Genomic DNA, 20,696 nt, shown 5'->3' on the forward strand with positions numbered 1-20,696 from the left:
TAGACCCGAATAAAAAGCCCGGCAGGGGTGGGGGACCTTTCTGCCGGGCCGGAGTTGCTGACAAGTGTCAGCAGGTAGACGGTTAAATCCGGTATTTGTGACCGGATCCTCTCAGGAAATCCCGGTGATCAGGCTGCGCAGCAAAAGCGACACAGCTCCGATCACAAGGATGCCCCCGGCATAGAGCCCGATAAACCAAAGCACGCGGCGAGTTTTGGGGGATGGTGTTAAGGACATCAGTGATATCCTTCGTCACCGACCTTGCCCCGGAACACCCAATAGGCATAGGCGGTATAGGCCAGGATGATCGGGATCAGGATGGCGGCACCGACCAGCATGAAGGACAGGCTGTTATCCGGTGCGGCGGCGGTCCTGAAATCAATCATCGGCGGGACGATATTGGGATAAAGCGTGATGCCGAACCCGGCATAGCACAGGAAGAAAATCCCAAGCGTAATGCCAAATACCGTCTTTTCGCGGTGCTTTACCGCATGCCAGAGCCAGAAAAGCAGACCGGCCGTGACAATCGGGATCGGGGCCAGGAAAAACAGGTTTGGCACATCAAACCAGCGCGCGGCATAAGCGGGGTGGATATAGCTTGTCATCAGCGACACGACACCAAGATTGGCCGCCATCCAGATGACCGCGGGCTTGGCAAGGCCACGCAAACGTCCCTGAAAATTGCCTTCCATCTTCATGATCAGCCAGCCGGTGCCAAGCAGGGCATAGCCGACCACAACGGCGGATGCGCAGAACACCGAAAACGGACTTAGCCAGTCAAACGGGCCGCCAACGAATTTGGCATTTTCAACCGCAATCCCTTCAATAAAGGCGCCCAGCATTGCACCCTGCATAGCGGCAGCAATGATCGATCCGGCGGAAAAGGCAAAGTCCCAGTGTTTTTGATGATCGCGGCTTTTGAACCGGAATTCGAACGCTACACCACGAAACACAAGGGCCAGAAGCATGGTGAAAACCGGGATGTAAAACGCGGTCATCAGCAATGAATAGGCCAGCGGGAAGGCGGCATAAAGCCCGCCACCGCCCAGCACCAGCCAGGTTTCATTGCCATCCCACACTGGGGCAACCGTATTCATCATCCTGCCGCGTTTGGCAGGGTCCTTGATGAAGGGAAACAGAATGCCGATGCCAAGATCAAAGCCATCAAGCGTGACATAGGCAAAAACGGCAACCGCAATCAGCAGTGCCCAGATCAGTTGATAATCCATGATCATTCTCCTGCCTGCGGGAAGGTGGGATCGGCAACCGGACGGCTACCGGCGCGCAGCACTTCACCCTTGGGCGAATGGGCAAAGCGCGGGTCCCTGTTCATCGCGCGGATGATATAGGCGGTGCCAACCCCGAACACGATGGTATAGACAATAACGAATGCGGCAAGCGATCCGGCAATCGCGGCCGGGGCGACGGGTGATCCGGCTTCGGATGTGCGCATCAATCCGTAAACCACCCATGGCTGACGCCCGATTTCGGTGGTGAACCACCCGGCCAGAATGGCGATAAAGCCGCTTGGCCCCATGATCAGGGCAAAGCGATGCAGCCACGTACAGCTATAAAGCGATTTGCGCCACCGGGCGAACAGGCTGGCAATGCCCAGCAACGCCATCAAAACGCCCAGCCCGACCATGATGCGGAATGTCCAGAATACGATGGTCGAATTCGGGCGGTCTTCGGGGGCGAAATCCTTTAATCCGGTGATCCTCCCATCCCAGTCATGTGTCAGGATCATCGATCCCAGTTTTGGGATTTCGACGGCGTATTTTGTTTCCTCTGCTGCCATGTCGGGCCAGCCAAACAGGATCAGCGGGGCACCATTCTGCGTCTCAAAATGGCCTTCCATCGCGGCGACCTTGGCCGGTTGATGTTCAAGGGTATTAAGCCCGTGCATATCACCCGCCACGATCTGGATCGGGGCGACGATGGCCGCCATCCACATTGCCATGGAAAACATGATCCGTGCCGCGCGGTTTTCCCGATCACGCAGCAAATGCCACGCACCGACGGCACCGACAACTAGTGCGGTGGTCAGAAATGCCGCCAGAACCATATGGACAAGCCGGTACGGGAAGCTTGGATTGAACACCACATCCCACCAGCTTTCGACAACCGCCCGGCCATTTTCGATGATATGGCCGGTGGGGGGTTGCATCCAGCTATTGGCCGACAAAATCCAGAAGGCCGAAAACAGGGTGCCGATCGCAACCATGGTGGTCGCGGTGAAATGCAATTTCGGTCCGACACGGTTAAGGCCAAACAGCATGATGCCAAGGAAACCGGCTTCGAGGAAAAAGGCGCTTAGCACTTCATAGGCCATAAGCGGCCCCAGAACCCCGCCGGTAAATTCCGAAAACGGTCCCCAGTTCGTTCCGAACTGATAGGACATCACAATGCCGGAAACCACGCCCATGCCAAAGGCCAGCGCAAAGATTTTCAGCCAGAATTTATATAGCGCCAGATAGGCATCATCGCGCGTGCGCAGCCAAAGCGCTTCGAGCACGAAAAGGAAACTGGCCAATCCAATGGTAAAAGATGGAAAAATGATGTGGAACGAGATGGTAAAGGCGAATTGTATGCGGGCCAATATATCGGGATCAAACATTGGCGTTGGTCCTTTTGTCAGGCAAAGCCCTCCTGTACGGCCGCGTTTTTCGCTGCAATGCGAAATCGCTCATTGCATGACCTGATCCCATGAAAACAAAGGATCAGGGGCCGTGTTCATAAGAACAATTAGATAAAGTTCCCGCATGCATTGTGCATTGCGTATTCGCAATTTTGATCTGGAAAAATTCGATCATGCGTTTGTGGAAAGGCAAAGCTTTTCCAGCGCCAGCGAACTTTGCGTCTGGCGGCGTTCCTTGTGGCGCAGCATCATGAATTTGCGCGGGCGGATGTGAAATGCTGCCCGGAAAAGCCGCCCCTGCGCGATCAGGGAACTGACGGCAAAGCTTGAAACGGCGGTGGCGCTGATGCCGGTTTCAACCGCGGTAATCACCGCCTCGTTTGCCGGTAATGTCAGGGCAATTTTAAGTTTTTGCGGATCAACGCCCGACTGGCGCAGGGCATTTTCAAATTCCGACCTTGTGCCGGAACCGGTTTCGCGGAGCACCCAACTGCTTTGGGTTGTCAGGTCCTGCGCGCTTAGCGGCCTTCCATCGGCCCATGGATGCTTGGGCCCGACCACGATCACCAGGGCGTCTTCGGCGACTTCGCGCATGGCGAGGACGGGTTCATTTACGTCGCCTTCGATAAAGCCGATATCGGCGGCACCACCACGGACGGCGTCGGAGACGGTCTTGGTGTTGCCAATCGTCAGATTAATGGCAATACCGGGATACTGATCATGAAACTGCATCAAGAAGGGTGGCAGCCAATAACTGGCGATTGTCTGGCTGGCATAGACGTTAAGTTCACCACGCAGCAATCCGCCAAGTTCGGCCAGTGTCAGTTCGGCGGCGCGTGCGCGTGCCAGTGTCGCCTTGGCCTCGTTTAAAAACAGCCGCCCGGTTTCGCTAAGCTCTATCCGCCGTCCGACCCGATGGAACAATGCAACGCCATAAAACCCTTCAAGGTTCTTGATCGCCGAACTGACCGCGGAGGGGGTCAGGCCGATTGCATCGGCGGCCTTTGTCAGATGTTCGCGTTCGGCCACGGCAACAAAGATGGCGAGTTGCTCAAGCGTCATCATGGCGTCTATCCATAAATCATTCGAAAATGTCGAATGAAATATCAATTTTTATTCGATGGATGTAAATGATTGATCGTGTGATTTTCTGCCTGTCACATTTCACAGGCAAATCATGTTTTTTAAAGCGCACCTGAAATCTCTTTTGCCCGGTCTGTTCCTGACCACGGCGATTGCGTTGATCGCGAAGCTGGTCGAGCAGGCGGAGCGTAGCCTTCTGGGGCATGGCTGGATCGAAAGTCTGGTTTTTGCGATCCTTCTGGGGGTAGTGGTGCGATCCGTGTTCGGCCTTGCCAAGCCGTTTCATGACGGTGTGCGGTTTTGTGGCAAGACGGTGCTTGAAATTGCGATTGTTTTACTGGGTGCGTCAATCAGTGGGCAGGCCTTGGGGCAGGCGGGTCTTGGCCTGATTGCGGCCATCGTTCTGGTGGTTTGTGCCAGCCTGTTTTTAAGCTTCCATATCGGGCGGGCACTTGGCCTTTCGAAGCATTTGTCGATGCTGGTGGCGTGCGGCAATTCGATCTGCGGCAACTCGGCGATTGCCGCCACCGCCCCGGTGATTTCGGCAAAATCCGATGATGTTGCGGCATCCATCGCCTTTACCGCTGTTCTGGGGGTTCTGTTTGTTTTTGCCCTGCCGCTGGTGCATGTCGGTCTGGATCTGAGTGCCGCGCAATATGGCATCTTTTCCGGGCTGACGGTTTATGCCGTTCCGCAGGTTCTGGCCGCGACCGCCCCGGCAGGAGCCTTGGCCGTGCAGGTCGGCACCCTGGTCAAGCTGATCCGCGTTCTGATGCTTGGCCCGGTGATCTTTACGCTTGCCCTGATGGGCGGGCGCAAACGCGAGGTTCGCCTGCCTCTGACCCAGATGGTGCCGTGGTTCATTGTCGGGTTTGTGGCCATGATGGCAGCCCGTTCGTTTAGCCTGATCCCCGAAATCGCGCTGGAACCGATGCGCACAATTTCATCCTTCCTGACCATCCTTGCCATGGCGGCACTGGGGTTAAGTGTCGATATCCGAAGCGTCATGCATGTTGGAGGGCGGGTGATTGCCGCGGCCCTTCTATCGCTTCTGGTGCTGTGCGCGCTGGGATTTCTGGCTCTGGTGATTTTGGCCTGATCCTGAACAGAAAAGCCGACGCCAGTTTCCCGGCGTCGGCCATTTTTATATCTTCAGGTAACGGTTATCTTTAACGGGTTACTGCATGTAGGTGTCGCTGTCATTCATGACGACAATCGACGATGCAACAAGCTCCCGGTCGGTAAACAGGCCGGCTGCATCCATCTCCCCGGCGACCGAAACCCGATCCCCGGTTTTGATTTTCTGATAGGCCTGTCCATCGGCACTGTTTTCCGGCACATCACTGGTATCGACAGTGATTGATGTGTTGCCGGTATTCAGGGCAATTTCATCTTCGCGGATTTCCGTGACCTCGCCGGTGAATGTCACCCATTCGTCGCCTGTTGCGAGGCCGCTATTGTTCACAAAGCCGGTGCGATCCTCGCCATTGGTGTAATAGGCACCGCGTTCCGGGAGGAAGATCGACGTCGCGACAACCATCTTGTCGGTGAAGAACCCTTCGGAAACTTCACCATTAACGCGGACCTTGTCGCCAGCTTTGATGAAGCCTTGGTCGAACCAGGTGTAATCGGTCATGTCGACGGCAATTTCGCCATTGCCATAGTTCATTGTGAACTGGTTATCGGTAATTTCTTTTACCGTCCCCGAAAGATGCACCGATTCCGCTTCGTTAAGGGTTGCAGGATTTTTCTGCGTTGACTGCTGCGTCGTTTCGGGAAGTTGCGGATTTTCTTTCTGCTGCCCTGCTGCCATCGCGGGGGCTGTCCCCAGAGCAATAGCGGAAAGGGCGGTCAGTGTAATCATTGAGCGTCGCATAATGTGATGCTCCTTTTGTGTTGGAATTCAGTTCCGGGCGCTTTGCGTCCCGGTGTCGCTTTCCAATTGCAGAACACATGCAGTAGGGACGTTGTTCCAGATTTTTTCGCAATAATTTTAATGGCTTCGATAGGGATAAAAAAAAGCCCGTCGCCTGTTCGGGGGGATGGCGACGGGCAAGGGGAAGATGCGTCCGGCATCTTCAGACATTGCGGAGCAGACTCTTTGGGAGGCAGGGATCGCGCAATGTCACGGGTAGATCTGCGTTGGTAATCTTCTTTACGTTCTTGCTTCTTTTTTAGATTGCTCGTTTCCTTGTTTGGCGTGTTTCAGTGCATTCCATTCGTCATCGGTGAAGATGCGTGATCGGGTCAGAAAGCGTTTGCCTTCGGGTCCCTCAAGCGAAAACATCCCGCCGCGTCCATCCACGACGTCAATAATCAGCTGTGTGTGACGCCAATATTCGAATTGCGCGCGTCCGATATAAAACGGGCTGCCTTCAATTTCGCCCAGTAACACATCCTGATCGCCGGTTTTGAATTCCCCATTCGGAAAGCACATCGGTGCACTGCCGTCGCAGCATCCACCTGACTGATGAAACATCAGCGGCCCGTGAATGTCCTTGAGCTTCCGGATTAGGGCTATGGCCGCATCGGTGGCTGTGACCCGTGCCGGAATTTGGTCTGTTGTCATGACAACCTCCTCTGTATCGGGAAGGGCCGGGGACGAACAGGACCCCGGCCAGAACATTCCGATCAGAAGAAGCCCATCGGTTTCGGATCATAGGAAACCAGCAGGTTCTTGGTCTGCTGATAATGGTTTAGCATCATCTTGTGGTTTTCACGTCCGATGCCCGATTGCTTGTAGCCGCCAAAGGCCGCATGTGCCGGATAAAGGTGATAGCAATTGGTCCAGACACGACCGGCCTTGATATTGCGGCCAAACCGGTAGGCGCGTGTGCCATCACGGGTCCAGACCCCGGCGCCAAGACCGTAAAGCGTGTCATTGGCGATTTTAAGCGCCTCGGCCTCGTCCTTGAAGGTCGTGGCGGAAACCACCGGGCCAAAGATTTCCTCCTGGAAAATCCGCATCCGGTTATGGCCCTTGAAGATGGTTGGCTGGATATAGAACCCGGTCGAAAGATCACCGCCCAGTTCCGCCTTGCCACCGCCGCAAAGGACTTCGGCACCCTCCTGCTTGCCGATATCAAGATAGGACAGGATTTTTTCCATCTGTTCGGTCGACGCCTGCGCGCCGATCATGGTTTCACTATCAAGCGGGTTGCCCTGCTTGATGTGGGCCACGCGTGAAAGCACGCTATCCATGAACTTGTCATAGATATTTTCCTGAATAAGTGCGCGCGACGGGCAGGTGCAGACCTCGCCCTGGTTGAGCGCGAACATGGTCAGGCCTTCGGCGGCTTTCTCACGGAAATCGTCATCCTGTGCCATCACGTCATCAAAGAAGATGTTCGGCGATTTGCCACCCAGTTCCAGCGTGACCGGAATGATGTTTTCGCTGGCATATTGCATGATCAGGCGGCCGGTGGTGGTCTCACCGGTAAAGGCGACCTTGGCGACCCGGTTGCTTTGCGCCAATGGTTTGCCTGCTTCGACCCCGAAGCCCTGCACAACGTTCAGCACGCCAGCCGGAAGAAGATTACCAACCAGTTCCAGCAGCACGCAAATTGATGCCGGGGTCTGTTCGGCCGGTTTCAGGACAACGCAGTTGCCAGCCGCCAGTGCCGGGGCGAGTTTCCAGACGGCCATCAGGATCGGGAAGTTCCATGGGATGATCTGCCCGACAACGCCAAGCGGTTCGTGGAAATGATAGGCGACCGTATTGTCGTCAATCTCGCCAAGGGATCCTTCCTGTGCACGGATGGCACCGGCAAAATACCGGAAATGGTCAATCGCCAGCGGAATATCGGCGGCCAGCGTTTCACGCACCGCCTTGCCATTATCCCACGTTTCGGCAACCGCCAGTATTTCAAGGTTCTGTTCCATGCGGTCGGCGATTTTATTGAGGATATTGGCGCGTTCGGTGACCGATGTCTTGCCCCATGCTTCTGCTGCAGCGTGTGCGGCATCAAGTGCCTTTTCGATATCTTCCGAACTGGATCTTGCGATTTCGCAGAACGGTTTGCCATTCACCGGCGAGACATTTTCGAAATACTGTCCCTTGACCGGTGCGGTCCATTCGCCGCCGATATAGTTGTCGTAACGGGATTTGAATGCAACGACGCTGCCCGCGTCGCCCGGATTCTTGTAAATCATCTTGGATCCTCCATGATCGGAAGGCGGCTTTGCCACCTGTTTTTGGTTTTGGCCCTGACATTTCCGCAAAGCCCGTGCCAGTTCGTAAAATCCCGTGCCAGATGATCGAATGATCCGTTTTTTCGTCTTTTAACAACCGGTTGGAGGAGGGCGGTGATCAGGAGCGATTGTGTCATTCCGTTCCCGGCGGTGGCACAGGTGATACAAACTGTCCCATATTCGTGACACACCCGATTATGCCGCGGATTTGCTGTGAAACCTTTTGGCGTTTCGGGGCTTTGGTGTGTTACGATCCTGCCTGTGATCGGACGCGGACAAATCCGCAAGCCGGGCGATGCCAGAACGCATTCCCGATAAAACACCGGCACAAGGGAGATAACGTCTTATGTCTGGAAACCATCATGGTGGACGGATCGAAGCTGCATTGCAGTTAAGTGGCGTCGCCCAAAATCGCGCCGTCCTCGAAAGCTGGCAACGTTGCGAACAGCGCTTTGGCCTTGCCCATGACACGCTACGCCGTCCGGAAGTCATGCCCGAAAGCCAAACCCGGCAGCGTCGTGACCGCAGCGGGCGGCTTTATCATCATGCCCATGATCTGGTGCGCACCCTTTATCGCAAGATTGATGCATCGGGCTATGCGGTTTTCCTGACCGATAATGACGGTGTGATCCTTGACAGTGTGGCGGCCCACACGCTGCTGCCGTCGTTTCGCACCAACGGCCTTTTGCCCGGTGCCGTCTGGAGCGAGGAACGCGAGGGGACCAATGGTATTGGCACCTGTATCGTCGAAGGTCGTCCGATCACCATCCACAAGGACGAACATTTTCTGGCGCAACATGCGGTGCTGACCTGTACGGCGGCACCGGTGTTTGACCCTGAAGGGCAGGTTTGTTCGGTCCTTGATGTTTCTGCCGTGCGCGACGACATCAAACGTACGGATTGTTTGCGGGTCCGAAGCCTGATTGCCGATTATGCCGATGCGCTTGAACGCATTCTGTTCTTTGATGAATGTGCATCCGATCTGATCCTGCACCTGCATCCCGATGCCCAGCATGTCGGATCGACCCGTGATGCCCTGATTTCCATCGGCCCGGATGGCAATATCCGCGGTGCGACCTCGACCGCGCGCCGTTTGCTGGCAGCGGCGGATAATGCGCGCGATGTGCAATCGATGTTCGGTTTTGATCTTGATGGTCTGATCACCACCCTTGGTGTGGGTGAGGAGACTTCGATCTCGGGATCGGCCAAGGCCCTGCCGGTCAATGGCGGGGGGCTTTTGTTCGGGCGGGTAACATTGCCCGAAAAGCAGCGGCGCAAATTCATTTCGATGCGGCCCGCACCAGTATCGCGTCCGTCCACACGTTTGGGAGCGAACGAAACCGGTGACATACCTGATCAGGACCCGGCAATCCGTCGTCTTTACAAGGTAGGCAGCAAACTTCTGACCAACCGTATCAATGTTCTGATGTCGGGCGAAACCGGCAGCGGCAAGGAACATATGGCGCGTGCCATCCATGCGGCAGCGGTTGGCGCGCGCAAACCCTTTGTCGCGATCAATTGCGCGGCCCTTCCCGAAAGCCTGATCGAAAGCGAATTGTTTGGTCATGCCGGTGGTGCCTTCACCGGGGCGGCACGCGATGGCTTTGGCGGGCGGATCAAGCAGGCTGATGGCGGGACGCTGTTTCTGGATGAAATCGGCGATATGCCACTATCGGCACAGGGACGGCTTTTGCGGGTGCTTGAACAGCGTACGGTTGAACCGCTGGGCAGTACCAAGTCCGTGCCGGTCAATTTCCGTCTGATTTGTGCCAGCAATGTCGATCTGACCCGTGCGGTGGCGGATGGCAAATTCCGCGAAGATCTGCTTTACCGGATCAAAGGGGCGCGGCTTTCCCTGCCAGCGCTTCGCGAACGGTCCGATCTGCCCGATCTCATCGCCCGGCTTCTTCGCGGTATTTCTGGCGATATGGCGGGGGATGTTCGTTGTTCGGACGATGTTCTTGAATTGCTGTCACGCCATGACTGGCCGGGCAATATCCGCGAACTGGTCAATGTCCTGCAATATGCCTGCGTCTTTGCCGAGGGTGGTTTGATCCTGAGGTCGCACCTGCCCGATGATTTCCACGAAACCGTCACGCGCGACCCGGCCCCTGCCGGATCAATCCTGAAACGGGCTGAAGCCGATGCATTGCGTCAGGTGCTTGATGATCACCGCTGGCATATCAGCAAAACCGCCAAGGCGCTCGGCATCAGTCGCAATACGCTTTATCGCAAGATGGATCGGTTCGATATAAGGCGTGAAGCCTAGCCCTTAAGCACGCCGTCAAGTGGCGAGGGCGCGGTCAGGCTTTCGAGCGGATAGCCCGAAAATGTTTTGGTGCGTTCCATCACCACATGGCCGCGGAAATGTTCGATCCCGATTTTGGCGGCCAGAAGCTTTTCTTTCAGCTGATTGAAATGCGCGATATCTCGGCAGATCATATCCATCGTGTAATCGAACGGCCCGGCGATTTTGTAGCATGATATGACTTCGGGCACATCGGTGATCGCGGCTTCGAACCGTTTGAAATCATCGACCAGATGATTGCCCAGCGTGATTTCTGCCATGATGTGCAGGTTGGCGCCGATTTTATCAAGGTCGATTTCCGCCAGATACTGCGTGATCAGCCCGGCTTCCTCAAGCTTGCGCACCCGCTCCAGACAGGGTGATGGCGACAGATTGACCTCTTCTGAAAGATCAAGGTTCGAAATCCGGCCATTGGTTTGCAAAGCCTGCAGGATTTTGATGAACAGTCGATCCAGTTTCAGCATGGTCATTCCAGCTTGATGGGCAATGCTGCCTGTTTATCACCGCTTGCCATTGCATGCGACCAAAATCCCCGAAACAAACTGCAAATCCGTGTCGGCAAGCCCATGATTTTGATTGTCGAACGCGTCCGGATCGTTTTTAAGTAGGGGCAAATAATAAAGGGATATTTTCATGTGCGGCATCACCGGTCTGTGGCTCGGTCGCAATAGCGACGGCGATAAATTGTGCGACACCATTACGCGCATGACCGATGCATTGCTTCATCGCGGGCCCGATGGCGGCGATGTCTGGTGCGATAGCGATGCCGGACTGGCACTGGGGCAGCGTCGCCTTGCAATCATTGATCTTTCCGATGCCGGAAAACAGCCAATGCATTCGGCCGATGGCCGTTATGTCATGGTCTATAATGGCGAGGTCTATAACGCCGAAGACCTGCGTGCCAAACTGGCCGGTGAAAATATCGCGTGGCGTGGCCATTCCGACAGTGAAGTGATCCTTGAATGCATGGCGCGCTGGGGCGTGCGCGATACGGTCAAGCGCTTGATTGGCATGTTCGCCATCGCCCTTTGGGATAAAAAGACCGGCAAGCTGACGCTGGTGCGTGACCGTTTGGGGATCAAGCCGCTTTACTGGTCGCGTTTTGACGGCAATATCGCTTTTGCGTCAGAGCTTAAGGGCCTGATTGGCGGAAATGTCATTTCGCGCGAAGTCAATCGGACGGCCCTTGATGCCTATTTGCGGTTTGGCTATGTGCCATCAGGGCATTCGATCTATGCCCATGCCAAAATGTTGCAGCCGGGACACATCCTTGAAATTGCGGATGAAGGACATGCGTCGGAATTTGCATATTGGTCGGTCGAAGATGCGGTTCTAAGCGGTCAGAACCATCATTGGAGTGGTGATGATCAAAGTGCGATTGACGCGCTTGAAGATTTGCTGCGCGATGCCGTTGAACGGCGCATGATTGCCGATGTGCCCCTGGGGGCGTTTCTTTCGGGCGGTATCGACTCCTCGACAATCGTTGCCCTAATGCAATCGATTTCAGACCGGCCGGTCAAAACATATTCCATCGGTTTCGATCATGATGCCTATAACGAGGCGGCTTTTGCCGGTGAAGTCGCCAAGCATCTTGGTACCGACCATACCGAACTTTACGTCACTGCGCAGGATGCGCTTGATCTGGTGCCGCGCCTTTCGGAAATCTATGATGAGCCGTTCTTTGACAGTTCATCCATCCCGACCAGCCTGATTTCGACCCTGACCCGCAAGGAAGTTACGGTTGCCCTTTCGGGGGATGGCGGGGATGAAACCTTTGGTGGTTATAATCGGTATCTGTGGGCGCGCCAGATCAGCAACGTCGCCAAAAATATCCCATTTGGGTCGTCGCTGGTGTCCAATGGGCTTATGGCGCTGTCGCCTGGGCAATGGGATGCGCTGATCGGTCTTTTGCCCGGCAAGCGCGGGACGGCGGCATTGGGCGACAAGATTCACAAGGTCGCACCACTTCTGTCGATCCGCGATGATCTGGATCGTTATCAGGCGTTGCTGTCGCTTTGGGACCCCGATGTCCTGATGGCTGATCGACCGGGTAATGCTCATAAGAAATTCCGCGTTCCGGGCGAAAAGTTCTGCCGTAACCGCAATCTTGATTATGTGTCCTCGATGCAGGTCATGGATACGATGATGTATATGGTGGATGATGTTCTGACCAAGGTCGACCGGGCATCAATGGCAAGCTCGCTTGAAGTTCGTGTGCCTTTGATTGATCATCGCGTCATCGAATTTGGCTGGCGTATGCCGACCCACCTTAAGCTGGATGGGGCGGTCGGCAAGGTCGCCCTTCGCAAAATCCTTTACAAATATGTTCCGCGCGAACTGATCGACCGTCCCAAAACCGGTTTTGGCGTTCCACTGGCCGAATGGTTGCGCGGGCCGCTTAAGGAATGGGGGGGGGACCTTCTGGCACGCGATGCGCTATATTCTGATCTTGGCCTGAACCGTGCGGAAATCGACAAGCGCTTTAACGAGCACGTTTCAGGGCGGCGCAATTGGGCGCATCAGCTTTGGGCGATTGCCATGCTGTCTGACTGGCAGCGTCGCTGGCTTGCCTGATTCCGTCTTCATATTCCGGCTTCTGAAGCATCCCAACACCCCGTCCTCTGGCGGGGTGTTTTCGTATGTGCCGCAAATAAATCTGTTCATATTTTTCAAAATCGAAATTTTTGCATAAATTCTCCCGATGTTTAAGAGGAGTAAGTGTGGTGTCAGGTATCATGTGACTACAAATTGTCACAATTCAGCGCTTGAAAATTTTCGAAAATGAAATATTTTATGGTCAATATCGAAACTAAAACGCGGAATTCATGCCATGCAGAACCATTCGGAATATGACCTGATCATCGTCGGAGGCGGAATCAACGGGGCGGGGATCGCCCGTGATGCGGCCGGTCGCGGGCTGAAGGTCCTGCTGTGCGAAATGAACGATCTGGCAAGTGCCACGTCTTCGGCCAGTACCAAGCTGATCCATGGCGGCCTGCGTTATCTTGAACATTATGAATTCCGTCTGGTTCGCGAGGCGCTGAGCGAACGCGAAGTCCTTTTGGGCAATGCGCCGCATATCATCTGGCCGCTGCGGTTTGTTCTGCCCCATGTTCCTGGCCTGCGCCCGGCATGGATGATCCGCCTTGGCCTGTTTTTGTATGATCATCTTGGTGGCCGTAAAAAACTGCCGGGAAGCGAAGGTATCTCCCTGCGCAAGCACGTTGCGGGGCAGCCGCTCAAGGCCGGGATGGAAAAGGCATTTGTCTATTCCGATTGCTGGGTCGATGATGCGCGGCTTGTGGTCCTGAACGCCATGGATGCCCGCGAATGCGGTGCCGAAATCCTGACACGCACCCGATGTGTCGGTGCAACCCAGCAGGATGGCAAATGGCAGGTGATCCTGCATGATCGCGATAGCGGTGCCGAGCGCATTGTTGGTGGTAAGATGCTGATCAATGCCGCCGGGCCGTGGTGTGCTTCGCTGATCGATCCTGAAAACGGTGTGGTTAAGGCCGAAACCAAGGCGAACATCCGTCTGGTCAAGGGGAGCCATATCGTGGTTCCGAAACTGTTCGATCATGATCATTGCTACATTTTCCAGAACCCGGATGGTCGCATCGTTTTCGCCATTCCCTATCAGGATGATTTTAGCCTGATCGGTACCACCGATGTCGATTTTACCGGCGACCCGGCCAAGGTTGAAATCAGTGCTGACGAAGTCGATTACCTATGTAAGCTGGCTGGTGATTATTTCGAAACGCCGATTTCGGCGATGGATGTTGTCTGGTCCTATTCCGGTGTGCGCCCGCTGTATGCGGGAGATGGCGAAGTTACCAACGCCTCGAAAGTCTCGCGCGATTATACGCTGAAACTTGAATCCGGGCGGGGCAAAGCCCCGGCGCTGCATGTGTTCGGCGGTAAAATCACCACCTATCGCAAACTGGCCGAACATGCCTTGCAACTGATTTCAAAACAGCTTGGCGTGGCCGATCGTCCCTGGACTTCGGGCGAGGTTCTGCCCGGTGGTGATTTGCCCGATAGATCCTTTGAAAAGGCCCTGCAATCCTATGGTATCCGTTATGACTGGTTGCCAGCCGCAACCCTGAAACGATTGGTTCGCGCCTATGGCAGCCGGATCGAAAAGCTGCTTGATGGTTGCAACAGCATCGCTGACCTTGGCGTTTGTTATGGTCATGATTTGTATGAAGCCGAAGTCCGTTACCTGATTGATCAGGAATGGGTGCGTGGCGTAGAAGACCTTGTCTGGCGTCGTTCGAAACTTGGTTTGCGCCTGACAGAAGATCAGATTGCCGTGCTGCGCAAACGTCTGGCATCGGTAAAATCGGATCGGATTGCGGCCCAATAATCTGCAGGAATTATCGTTCCGCGATTTCACTGCGTAACTGCGCCAGTAAATCGCGGAATTCCTGTTTGCGCGATGGGGTAATGTCGTGCCGATATGCGCATCCTTTCGTGCCAGTTCGGGGCGGGCACATCGGGGTAATCCAGTCTGATCTATACGCGGGGTTGCTGTGTGCTATGATGGCATATCAATAGTTTATGGCAGGTTCCGTGCCGATGTCATTCCTTCGCTTATCTGCCTTTTTATCCGTTCTGACAGTTCTGCTGGCCGTTCTTCCGATGCGCGGCATTCTTGCGGCAGCCAATGATCCCGCGGTGTCGGAATTGCATCCGGGCTGGATGGCGATTGGTCTTTTGGGCGGGCTTGCCCTTTTCCTGTATGGCATGGATCATCTGGCGACCGCGCTTAAAACGCTGGCCGGGGGACGGTTGCGCGCGATCCTTGCGAAAATGACGCGAAACCGGTTTATGGCGGCCCTTTCCGGTGCGACGATTACCGGACTTGTCCAGTCTTCCAGTGTTACCACCGTTCTGGTGGTCGGTTTTGTATCGGCCGGGTTGATGGGGTTCGGGCAATCGATTGCGGTGATCATGGGGGCGAATGTCGGCAGTACGCTGACCGCACAGATTATTGCCTTTCGGATTGATGCAATCGCACCGCTGATGATTGCGGTCGGTTTTGGCGTCATGAGCTTCGTTCCCCATCGTGGTTGGTCGCTTGCCGGGCGGGCGTTGCTGGGAACGGGGCTTTTGTTCTTTGGCATGGGCATGATGAGCGATGCGATGGAACCGCTTCGCACCTATGCGCCCTTCATTGATCTGATGGCGCAAATGACCAATCCGCTGATCGGGATTTTGATTGCCGCGCTCTTTACCGCACTGGTGCAATCAAGCGCGGCAACAACCGGGATTGTCATTGTGCTGGCCGGGCAGGGGCTGGTGCCGCTGGAAGGCGGAATTGCCCTGATCTTCGGGGCGAATATCGGTACCTGTGTCACAGCGCTTCTGGTGACAATCGGCAAGAACCGCGATGCGATGCGTACCGCCCTTGGGCATGTGTTCTTTAACGTGGTCGGGGTGTTGATCTGGTTGCCGTTTATTCCGCAACTGGCCGATATCGTGCGTGTCATATCGCTGGGTGAAAACGGTGGGCAGGTTGATATTGCGCGTGAAATTGCCAATGCGCACAGCATTTTCAACATTGCCAATGTGGTAATCATGATCGGTTTCGTGCCATGGATTGCACGGTTGATCGAAAAATGCGTGCCAGTGCACGATGTGTTTGAACCCCCGCTTGATCCTGCGCCAAAATTTCTGGTCGATGACATTGCCGATACCCCGTCTGCCGCGCTGATGCTGCTGCGTAACGAGGTCATGCATATGGGCGATATCGTGTGCGATGTTGTAAGGCGTGGGCGTGAAACCATGCAAAACCCGACACTTGAGAAACTTGAAAAGATTGCCGAGCTTGATGACGGGGTTGATAGCCTTCAGGATGCGATTGCGCGGTTTGCCGGAAAACTGCGCCATTCGGAATTGCTGCCATCGGATCAGAACCGGCTGTTAAACAAGCTTGCGATCAGCAATCATCTGGAGGCTATCGGCGATATTATCAGCGAGGAAATGACCGAACTGGTTGGCAGATTGTTAGCCGAACGCAATCTGCCATTATTAGATAGCCGTGAAAAAATGTCCGAATTATTCACTTTTTCTGAAGAATGCCTCAAGCAGGCACTGACGGCCTTTGCCAGTGATGATGTCGAAGCCGCCAATCGTGTGTTGGCCCGCAAGGGCGAGTTCATCGAAAAAATGGATGTTACCCTGCGCCGCATCAGCGACGAGATCGGCCCAAGAGATGCCGATATCCGCCGTTACCGCACAGAAGTTGCGCTGGTCGAGCGTATCAACCGCTTATATGAACGTGCACGCCGCATTGCGCGGGCGTCGCTGGCGATTACGCGCGATGATCGAAGCGACAACAGCAACAGCCCGGAACGAACGCCGCACGGGCAGCCGGTGGCACCTTAACAACTGTTTCTTTTTCTCAGCGGTCAGCGGGCGGGATATCGATGTCTTTTTGCATGACGGTGACATCAAGTGCGCGATAGCCAAGATGGCGATAGAAATCCTGCATCGCGCTGTTTTCTGATCGCACCATCAACTGCATCCGCCAGACCCCACGGTTACGCAGCCAGTCCTCGCCGATGGCAACCAGCTTTTTGCCAAGCCCTTTTTTCTGATGGCTCGGCGCGACGGCCAGATAATAAATCCAGCCGCGATGCCCGTCATGGCCGACCATCACGGTGGCGATGATAGCATTGTTGATATCATCCCATACCATCAGGGTCGAATTGCGATCCGAAAGTGCAAAACGCACATCCCATTCCGGCGGATTATAGGGGCGATAAAGCCCGGTTTCCTGCCAAAGTTTTGTGATCGCGGGAATGTCGGTTTCAAGGGCGGTACGTGGGGTGGGCAAAAGGTTGGTGGCGGTCATGACGCAGCTTCTTGGTTTCTAAAAACGCAGAATGATCAGGGATCTGAAGCGCGTCAAACCAAAATTGATGTGAAATGGCGGTATCGGAGATGTTTGAGGCATCAAATCAGAGTGTCGATTGATCGGGGCAGTGAATCCGGGGAAGGAATGGGTATGGCCGGTCGGGAGATCGACAGGTAGGCCCAAAAAAGTGGCGCCCCCGGGGGAATGTTGGGGGCGCCAGTGTTGTCCGGGCTATCGGTTGGGTGGGGGAAAGAACCCGGACAAAGGGAGTTGGGTCGAAGGAATTCCAGGGAACAGTTCGGACCGTTCGGGCCGGTCGCGGTTAGCTGATCGGACGGCCGGTTACGCGGCTGAGTTCCATTTCGCGCACGATATCGCCAGCTTTGTTGGTGACGGTCGCCATATAAGTGCCGCGTGGTGTTTCCTTGATTTCGCCCAGTGTCAGTTCGCCGCCGCCAAACCGGATCACCATGGCACTGGCAAGAAGGGTCATCTGTTCGGTGGTGAAGCGACGGTCAAAGCGGTCTTCACGGTCGGGTTTGGGCATCATGCGGTGCATGTCACGCATCTCGCCACGATTCGGGCGACCCGATTTGGCATCGAAGGTTACGGTATCGACGACATCGCCATTGGTATTCAGCAGGGTAATTTCGATTTCCTTGCCGTCATCGACCAGTTCGACATCGCCGGTTTTAAGATCGGTGGCGCCACGACGCAGAAGCATCGCATCGACCAGAATACGGGCCTCGTCAATGGTCAGCGGGCTGGTGCGGCGCATGCCGTGTTTACCGTGCATGCCCTTGTGATGGTCGCCGTCATGTTTACCGAATTTCGGACCATCGCCGCGGTCATCGTCACTCATCTGCCAGGGGCGATAATCGCCGCCCGATGCAAGGGCGGTTGCAAACGGGGTTGCGACAATGCTGGTCGCGATCAGAAGGGATGCGATTTTAAGTTTGCTGTTACGGGTCATAGGGGCCTCTTTTCGTTGGGGGACGTTTTGTTTGGCTGAGGCCTTTATGACGCTGATTTGTCGCGAAATGATCCCGGTAAACCGGGGAAATGGTCGCAATGTCTACCAAAACGGGTTTTTGCGACAATCTGATACAAATTGCTGTTTTTGATGGGACATCCGGCGCGATAAGCTGAGATCAGAGATTATCGAAAACACAGGCACAGCTTAATGAGTGATCCGGCCCATATTCTTGTCGTTGATGACCACCGCGATATTCGCGATCTGCTGGGGCGTTATTTGCGCCAGCACGAATATCGCGTGACGCTGGCGTCCGACGGGCGTGAACTGCGCAAGCTGATGGGCGAAAATGTTTTGCCCGATCTGATCGTTCTGGATCTGATGATGCCTGGCGAAGACGGGTTGAGCCTCTGCCGGTGGCTGCGCGAGAATTATGATGTGCCGGTCGTGATGCTGACCGCTCTTGGCGAGGAAACCGACCGTATCATCGGCCTTGAAATGGGGGCTGATGATTATCTGGCAAAGCCGTTCAACCCGCGTGAATTGCTCGCACGGATCAAGGCGGTTCTTCGGCGGGCGCAAAGTTTGCCAAGCGGGCGGCGCGGCCAGAAGGCCGGGGGTGAAATCAGTTTTGATCGCTGGATACTGGATCGTACGCGGTATGAATTGCGTGACGAGAACGATGTTGTGGTGCCGCTTAGTGCCGGTGAGTTTGCCCTGCTATGCGCCTTTGTCGATCACCACAATATGGTGCTTAACCGCGACCAGTTGCTGGATCTGACCAAGGGGCGTGAGGCCATTCCGTTTGACCGCAGCATCGATAACCAGGTCAGCCGCCTGCGCAAGAAGATCGAACCAGACCCGAAAAACCCGACCCTGATCAAAACCGTCTGGGGCGGAGGATATATGTTTACCTGCGATGTGGTGAAGAAATGAAGCGGCGCAGTTTCATCTCCCGTTTGTGGCCGCAGACACTGGTCGGGCAACTGGTTTTGCTGATCCTTGGTGCCGTGATCCTTACCCATGTTGTGCTGGGACTGCTTTTGGCGGAAGAGCGCCGCGACGCATTGCTGAGCGAACGGCGCGGCGGGGCATTGGCGCGGGTGGCAGCGATTTCGCGCATTCTGGCGGCAACGCCATCGGAGAACTGGCGCGATGTCTTGAAAGTCGGCCAGTCGCCGCAAAGCATCATGCGTCTGGTTGATAATCCCGATAACAGTCTGCCGATGTCAGATATCAGTTATACGTTGAGCGAGCGGCTTAATCAGGCGCTTGACGGGCCGGCGGTGCCGGCGCGTGTTCATATCCTGTCGGAGGATGACTGTCACGCGGTCGAGGAGCGCGAGAAAAAGAACCGCAAGAAACATCATGATGACGACGATGGTGGCAAGGAAAGGGATCGCGGCAAGGATTGGCGCAAGGAAAATGGATATTATCGCCAAGGTCATGTCGGCCCGCGCTTCTTTGATCATCTGGATTGTGTCGCCGCACCGTTAATGCAGATCAGCGTTCCGATTTTCCCGGTGGGGGTGACGGCAGATGGTGGTGCAGACGGTGCAGGGACGGCAGCATCGGTATCCGGCGCGGCGCAACCTGTTGTCTGGCTGGAGGCTCGAATTAACGGAGTGGCCCCGCCGCCGCGCGTAGTATTGCAAAATATCTTGCGGATTACGATTTCCGCGATCCTGATCGGATTTATCGCGTTCTTCCTGGCGCGCCGCATGACGCGGTCCTGGGCGGTTCTGGCGCAGGCAGCCGACCGGGTAGGGCGCGGCGATTATCCCGAACCGGTTCCGGAAAACGGCCCGATTGAAATCCGCCGTGCGGCAAAGGCATTTAACCGTATGACCGCAAGGCTGAAGCGCTTTGTCGAGGATCGCACCCGGATGTTGGCGGCGATTTCGCACGATTTGCGCACGCCGATCACGTCCCTGCGCCTGCGGGCGGAATTTGTCGAGGATGCCGAAAACCGGTCGCGGATCATCGAAACGTTAAACGAAATGGAACAGATGGTCGAAGCGGCAATGACCTTTGCCCGCGAGGAAACGGCCAACGAAGCGACCCGCAAGATTGATATCGCCGCCCTGATAGAGGCGGCGGTCGAGGATCTGGCTGAAACCGGTCGCCCGATCCGGTTTCTTGGTGATGGCGAGCCGCGGGTTTATCCGTGCCGTCCGCTTTCGATCAAGCGCGCCCTTGGCAATCTGATTTCAAATGCCCTGACATTTGGCGATCAGGTCGAAGTGTTGCTAAAGCCCGCCGATGATGGTGGCATATGGATTGAAGTCAGCGACGACGGGCCGGGTATCCCGTCCGATCAGCGCGATCAGGTGTTCGAGCCGTTCTTCCGGCTTGAATCCTCGCGCAATCGTGAAACAGGCGGTATCGGGCTTGGACTTGCGATTGCCCGCACCGCCATCCGGGCCCATGGCGGCGAAATTTATCTTGAAGATGCGCCGTCTGGTGGGCTTTTGGCCCGGATTTATCTGCCGCCGATTGCCCATTAATCCTTTGTCGCAGGTAACAAGGTTTCGCTGGCTTGCCCCGATTTTGTCAGGAATAATACCGGTCAGAGCAGTTTTTGCGATTTTGCGATTGCGAAATCGCAAGCCTGTCCCATTTATGCGGTGTCATATTA

17 protein-coding genes are annotated in these 20,696 nt (G+C 55.4%); 7 read left to right on the top strand and 10 right to left on the bottom strand.

Annotated elements, in window-relative coordinates; all coding sequences use genetic code 11:
* Window positions 1-111: 111 nt before the first annotated feature.
* The 4 genes from AUP42_RS21395 to AUP42_RS12735 all read right to left on the bottom strand — a co-directional run bounded on the left by AUP42_RS21395 (window position 112) and on the right by AUP42_RS12735 (window position 3,703).
* Entirely contained in the window at window positions 112-237 is a 126-nt protein-coding gene (locus AUP42_RS21395; protein WP_156484613.1) for a DUF2474 family protein, read from the bottom strand.
* Complete coding sequence (gene cydB / locus AUP42_RS12725) at window positions 237-1,235, bottom strand: cytochrome d ubiquinol oxidase subunit II (RefSeq protein WP_062951991.1); 999 nt, start codon at window positions 1,233-1,235, stop codon at window positions 237-239. Before cydB ends, AUP42_RS21395 begins: the two co-directional genes overlap by 1 nt.
* Window positions 1,232-2,617, bottom strand: coding sequence for a cytochrome ubiquinol oxidase subunit I (locus AUP42_RS12730; RefSeq protein WP_062951992.1), 1,386 nt, complete (start codon window positions 2,615-2,617; stop codon window positions 1,232-1,234). Before AUP42_RS12730 ends, cydB begins: the two co-directional genes overlap by 4 nt.
* A gap of 192 nt (window positions 2,618-2,809) precedes the next feature.
* A complete protein-coding gene (locus AUP42_RS12735; RefSeq protein WP_156484614.1) occupies window positions 2,810-3,703 on the bottom strand; it encodes a LysR substrate-binding domain-containing protein in 894 nt (297 codons plus the stop codon).
* Window positions 3,704-3,815: 112 nt separating this feature from the next.
* On the opposite strand from AUP42_RS12735, the gene AUP42_RS12740 reads away from it, so the two are divergent.
* Entirely contained in the window at window positions 3,816-4,820 is a 1,005-nt protein-coding gene (locus AUP42_RS12740; RefSeq protein WP_062951993.1) for a YeiH family protein, read from the top strand.
* 78 nt (window positions 4,821-4,898) lie between these two features.
* Here the strand turns inward: AUP42_RS12740 and AUP42_RS12745 are convergent, their stop codons facing one another.
* The 3 genes from AUP42_RS12745 to adh form a co-directional block, all read right to left on the bottom strand.
* On the bottom strand, window positions 4,899-5,597 hold the full coding sequence (locus AUP42_RS12745; RefSeq protein WP_147253491.1) for a NirD/YgiW/YdeI family stress tolerance protein: 699 nt from the start codon (window positions 5,595-5,597) through the stop codon (window positions 4,899-4,901).
* Window positions 5,598-5,876: 279 nt separating this feature from the next.
* A complete protein-coding gene (locus tag AUP42_RS12750) occupies window positions 5,877-6,290 on the bottom strand; it encodes a DUF779 domain-containing protein (protein WP_062951995.1) in 414 nt (137 codons plus the stop codon).
* A gap of 62 nt (window positions 6,291-6,352) precedes the next feature.
* Window positions 6,353-7,873, bottom strand: a complete 1,521-nt coding sequence (gene adh / locus AUP42_RS12755; protein WP_062951996.1) for an aldehyde dehydrogenase — start codon at window positions 7,871-7,873, stop codon at window positions 6,353-6,355.
* A gap of 385 nt (window positions 7,874-8,258) precedes the next feature.
* Here adh and AUP42_RS12760 point away from each other — a divergent pair, with 385 nt between their 5' ends.
* Window positions 8,259-10,181: a sigma-54-dependent Fis family transcriptional regulator gene (locus tag AUP42_RS12760; RefSeq protein WP_062951997.1), complete on the top strand. Its 1,923-nt coding sequence runs from the start codon at window positions 8,259-8,261 to the stop codon at window positions 10,179-10,181.
* On the opposite strand, the gene AUP42_RS12765 is transcribed toward AUP42_RS12760, so the two are convergent.
* A complete protein-coding gene (locus tag AUP42_RS12765; RefSeq protein WP_062951998.1) occupies window positions 10,178-10,684 on the bottom strand; it encodes an Lrp/AsnC family transcriptional regulator in 507 nt (168 codons plus the stop codon). The two genes, AUP42_RS12760 and AUP42_RS12765, sit on opposite strands and share 4 nt — an antisense overlap.
* A gap of 169 nt (window positions 10,685-10,853) precedes the next feature.
* Here AUP42_RS12765 and asnB point away from each other — a divergent pair, with 169 nt between their 5' ends.
* The 3 genes from asnB (at window position 10,854) to AUP42_RS12780 (ending at window position 16,613) form a co-directional block, all read left to right on the top strand.
* Window positions 10,854-12,794, top strand: a complete 1,941-nt coding sequence (gene asnB, locus AUP42_RS12770) for an asparagine synthase (glutamine-hydrolyzing) (protein WP_062951999.1) — start codon at window positions 10,854-10,856, stop codon at window positions 12,792-12,794.
* Between the two features lie 256 nt (window positions 12,795-13,050).
* Window positions 13,051-14,589 (top strand): glycerol-3-phosphate dehydrogenase, encoded by a 1,539-nt coding sequence (gene glpD, locus AUP42_RS12775; RefSeq protein WP_062952000.1) that lies wholly within the window; start codon window positions 13,051-13,053, stop codon window positions 14,587-14,589.
* Between the two features lie 212 nt (window positions 14,590-14,801).
* Window positions 14,802-16,613, top strand: a complete 1,812-nt coding sequence (locus tag AUP42_RS12780) for a Na/Pi cotransporter family protein (protein WP_231858272.1) — start codon at window positions 14,802-14,804, stop codon at window positions 16,611-16,613.
* Window positions 16,614-16,629: 16 nt separating this feature from the next.
* Here the strand turns inward: AUP42_RS12780 and AUP42_RS12785 are convergent, their stop codons facing one another.
* Both AUP42_RS12785 and AUP42_RS12790 read right to left on the bottom strand, forming a co-directional pair.
* Window positions 16,630-17,082 (bottom strand): GNAT family acetyltransferase, encoded by a 453-nt coding sequence (locus AUP42_RS12785; RefSeq protein ID WP_062952002.1) that lies wholly within the window; start codon window positions 17,080-17,082, stop codon window positions 16,630-16,632.
* A 325-nt stretch (window positions 17,083-17,407) separates the two neighbouring features.
* Window positions 17,408-18,058 (bottom strand): hypothetical protein, encoded by a 651-nt coding sequence (locus AUP42_RS12790; RefSeq protein WP_062952003.1) that lies wholly within the window; start codon window positions 18,056-18,058, stop codon window positions 17,408-17,410.
* Window positions 18,059-18,268: 210 nt separating this feature from the next.
* On the opposite strand from AUP42_RS12790, the gene AUP42_RS12795 reads away from it, so the two are divergent.
* Window positions 18,269-18,994, top strand: a complete 726-nt coding sequence (locus AUP42_RS12795) for a response regulator (protein ID WP_062952004.1) — start codon at window positions 18,269-18,271, stop codon at window positions 18,992-18,994.
* On the top strand, window positions 18,991-20,565 hold the full coding sequence (locus AUP42_RS12800; RefSeq protein ID WP_062952005.1) for an ATP-binding protein: 1,575 nt from the start codon (window positions 18,991-18,993) through the stop codon (window positions 20,563-20,565). The genes AUP42_RS12795 and AUP42_RS12800 overlap by 4 nt, the downstream gene beginning before the upstream one ends.
* The last annotated feature ends 131 nt before the right edge of the window (window positions 20,566-20,696 follow it).

The organism is Thalassospira lucentensis (assembly GCF_001613805.1).
Classification (GTDB): Bacteria; Pseudomonadota; Alphaproteobacteria; order Rhodospirillales; family Thalassospiraceae; genus Thalassospira; species Thalassospira lucentensis_A.

Excerpts from the sequence above, each read along its gene's own strand:
- AUP42_RS12780 (WP_231858272.1), top strand. The coding sequence starts at position 14,802 with ATGTCATTCCTTCGCTTATCTGCCTTTTTATCCGTTCTGACAGTTCTG.
- AUP42_RS12750 (WP_062951995.1), bottom strand. The coding sequence starts at position 6,290 with ATGACAACAGACCAAATTCCGGCACGGGTCACAGCCACCGATGCGGCC.
- asnB (WP_062951999.1), top strand. The coding sequence starts at position 10,854 with ATGTGCGGCATCACCGGTCTGTGGCTCGGTCGCAATAGCGACGGCGAT.
- AUP42_RS12735 (WP_156484614.1), bottom strand. The coding sequence starts at position 3,703 with ATGATGACGCTTGAGCAACTCGCCATCTTTGTTGCCGTGGCCGAACGC.
- AUP42_RS12790 (WP_062952003.1), bottom strand. The coding sequence starts at position 18,058 with ATGACCCGTAACAGCAAACTTAAAATCGCATCCCTTCTGATCGCGACC.
- glpD (WP_062952000.1), top strand. The coding sequence starts at position 13,051 with ATGCAGAACCATTCGGAATATGACCTGATCATCGTCGGAGGCGGAATC.
- cydB (WP_062951991.1), bottom strand. The coding sequence starts at position 1,235 with ATGATCATGGATTATCAACTGATCTGGGCACTGCTGATTGCGGTTGCC.
- AUP42_RS12765 (WP_062951998.1), bottom strand. The coding sequence starts at position 10,684 with ATGCTGAAACTGGATCGACTGTTCATCAAAATCCTGCAGGCTTTGCAA.
- AUP42_RS12740 (WP_062951993.1), top strand. The coding sequence starts at position 3,816 with ATGTTTTTTAAAGCGCACCTGAAATCTCTTTTGCCCGGTCTGTTCCTG.
- AUP42_RS12760 (WP_062951997.1), top strand. The coding sequence starts at position 8,259 with ATGTCTGGAAACCATCATGGTGGACGGATCGAAGCTGCATTGCAGTTA.
- AUP42_RS12800 (WP_062952005.1), top strand. The coding sequence starts at position 18,991 with ATGAAGCGGCGCAGTTTCATCTCCCGTTTGTGGCCGCAGACACTGGTC.
- AUP42_RS12785 (WP_062952002.1), bottom strand. The coding sequence starts at position 17,082 with ATGACCGCCACCAACCTTTTGCCCACCCCACGTACCGCCCTTGAAACC.
- AUP42_RS12795 (WP_062952004.1), top strand. The coding sequence starts at position 18,269 with ATGAGTGATCCGGCCCATATTCTTGTCGTTGATGACCACCGCGATATT.
- AUP42_RS12730 (WP_062951992.1), bottom strand. The coding sequence starts at position 2,617 with ATGTTTGATCCCGATATATTGGCCCGCATACAATTCGCCTTTACCATC.
- adh (WP_062951996.1), bottom strand. The coding sequence starts at position 7,873 with ATGATTTACAAGAATCCGGGCGACGCGGGCAGCGTCGTTGCATTCAAA.
- AUP42_RS12745 (WP_147253491.1), bottom strand. The coding sequence starts at position 5,597 with ATGCGACGCTCAATGATTACACTGACCGCCCTTTCCGCTATTGCTCTG.
- AUP42_RS21395 (WP_156484613.1), bottom strand. The coding sequence starts at position 237 with ATGTCCTTAACACCATCCCCCAAAACTCGCCGCGTGCTTTGGTTTATC.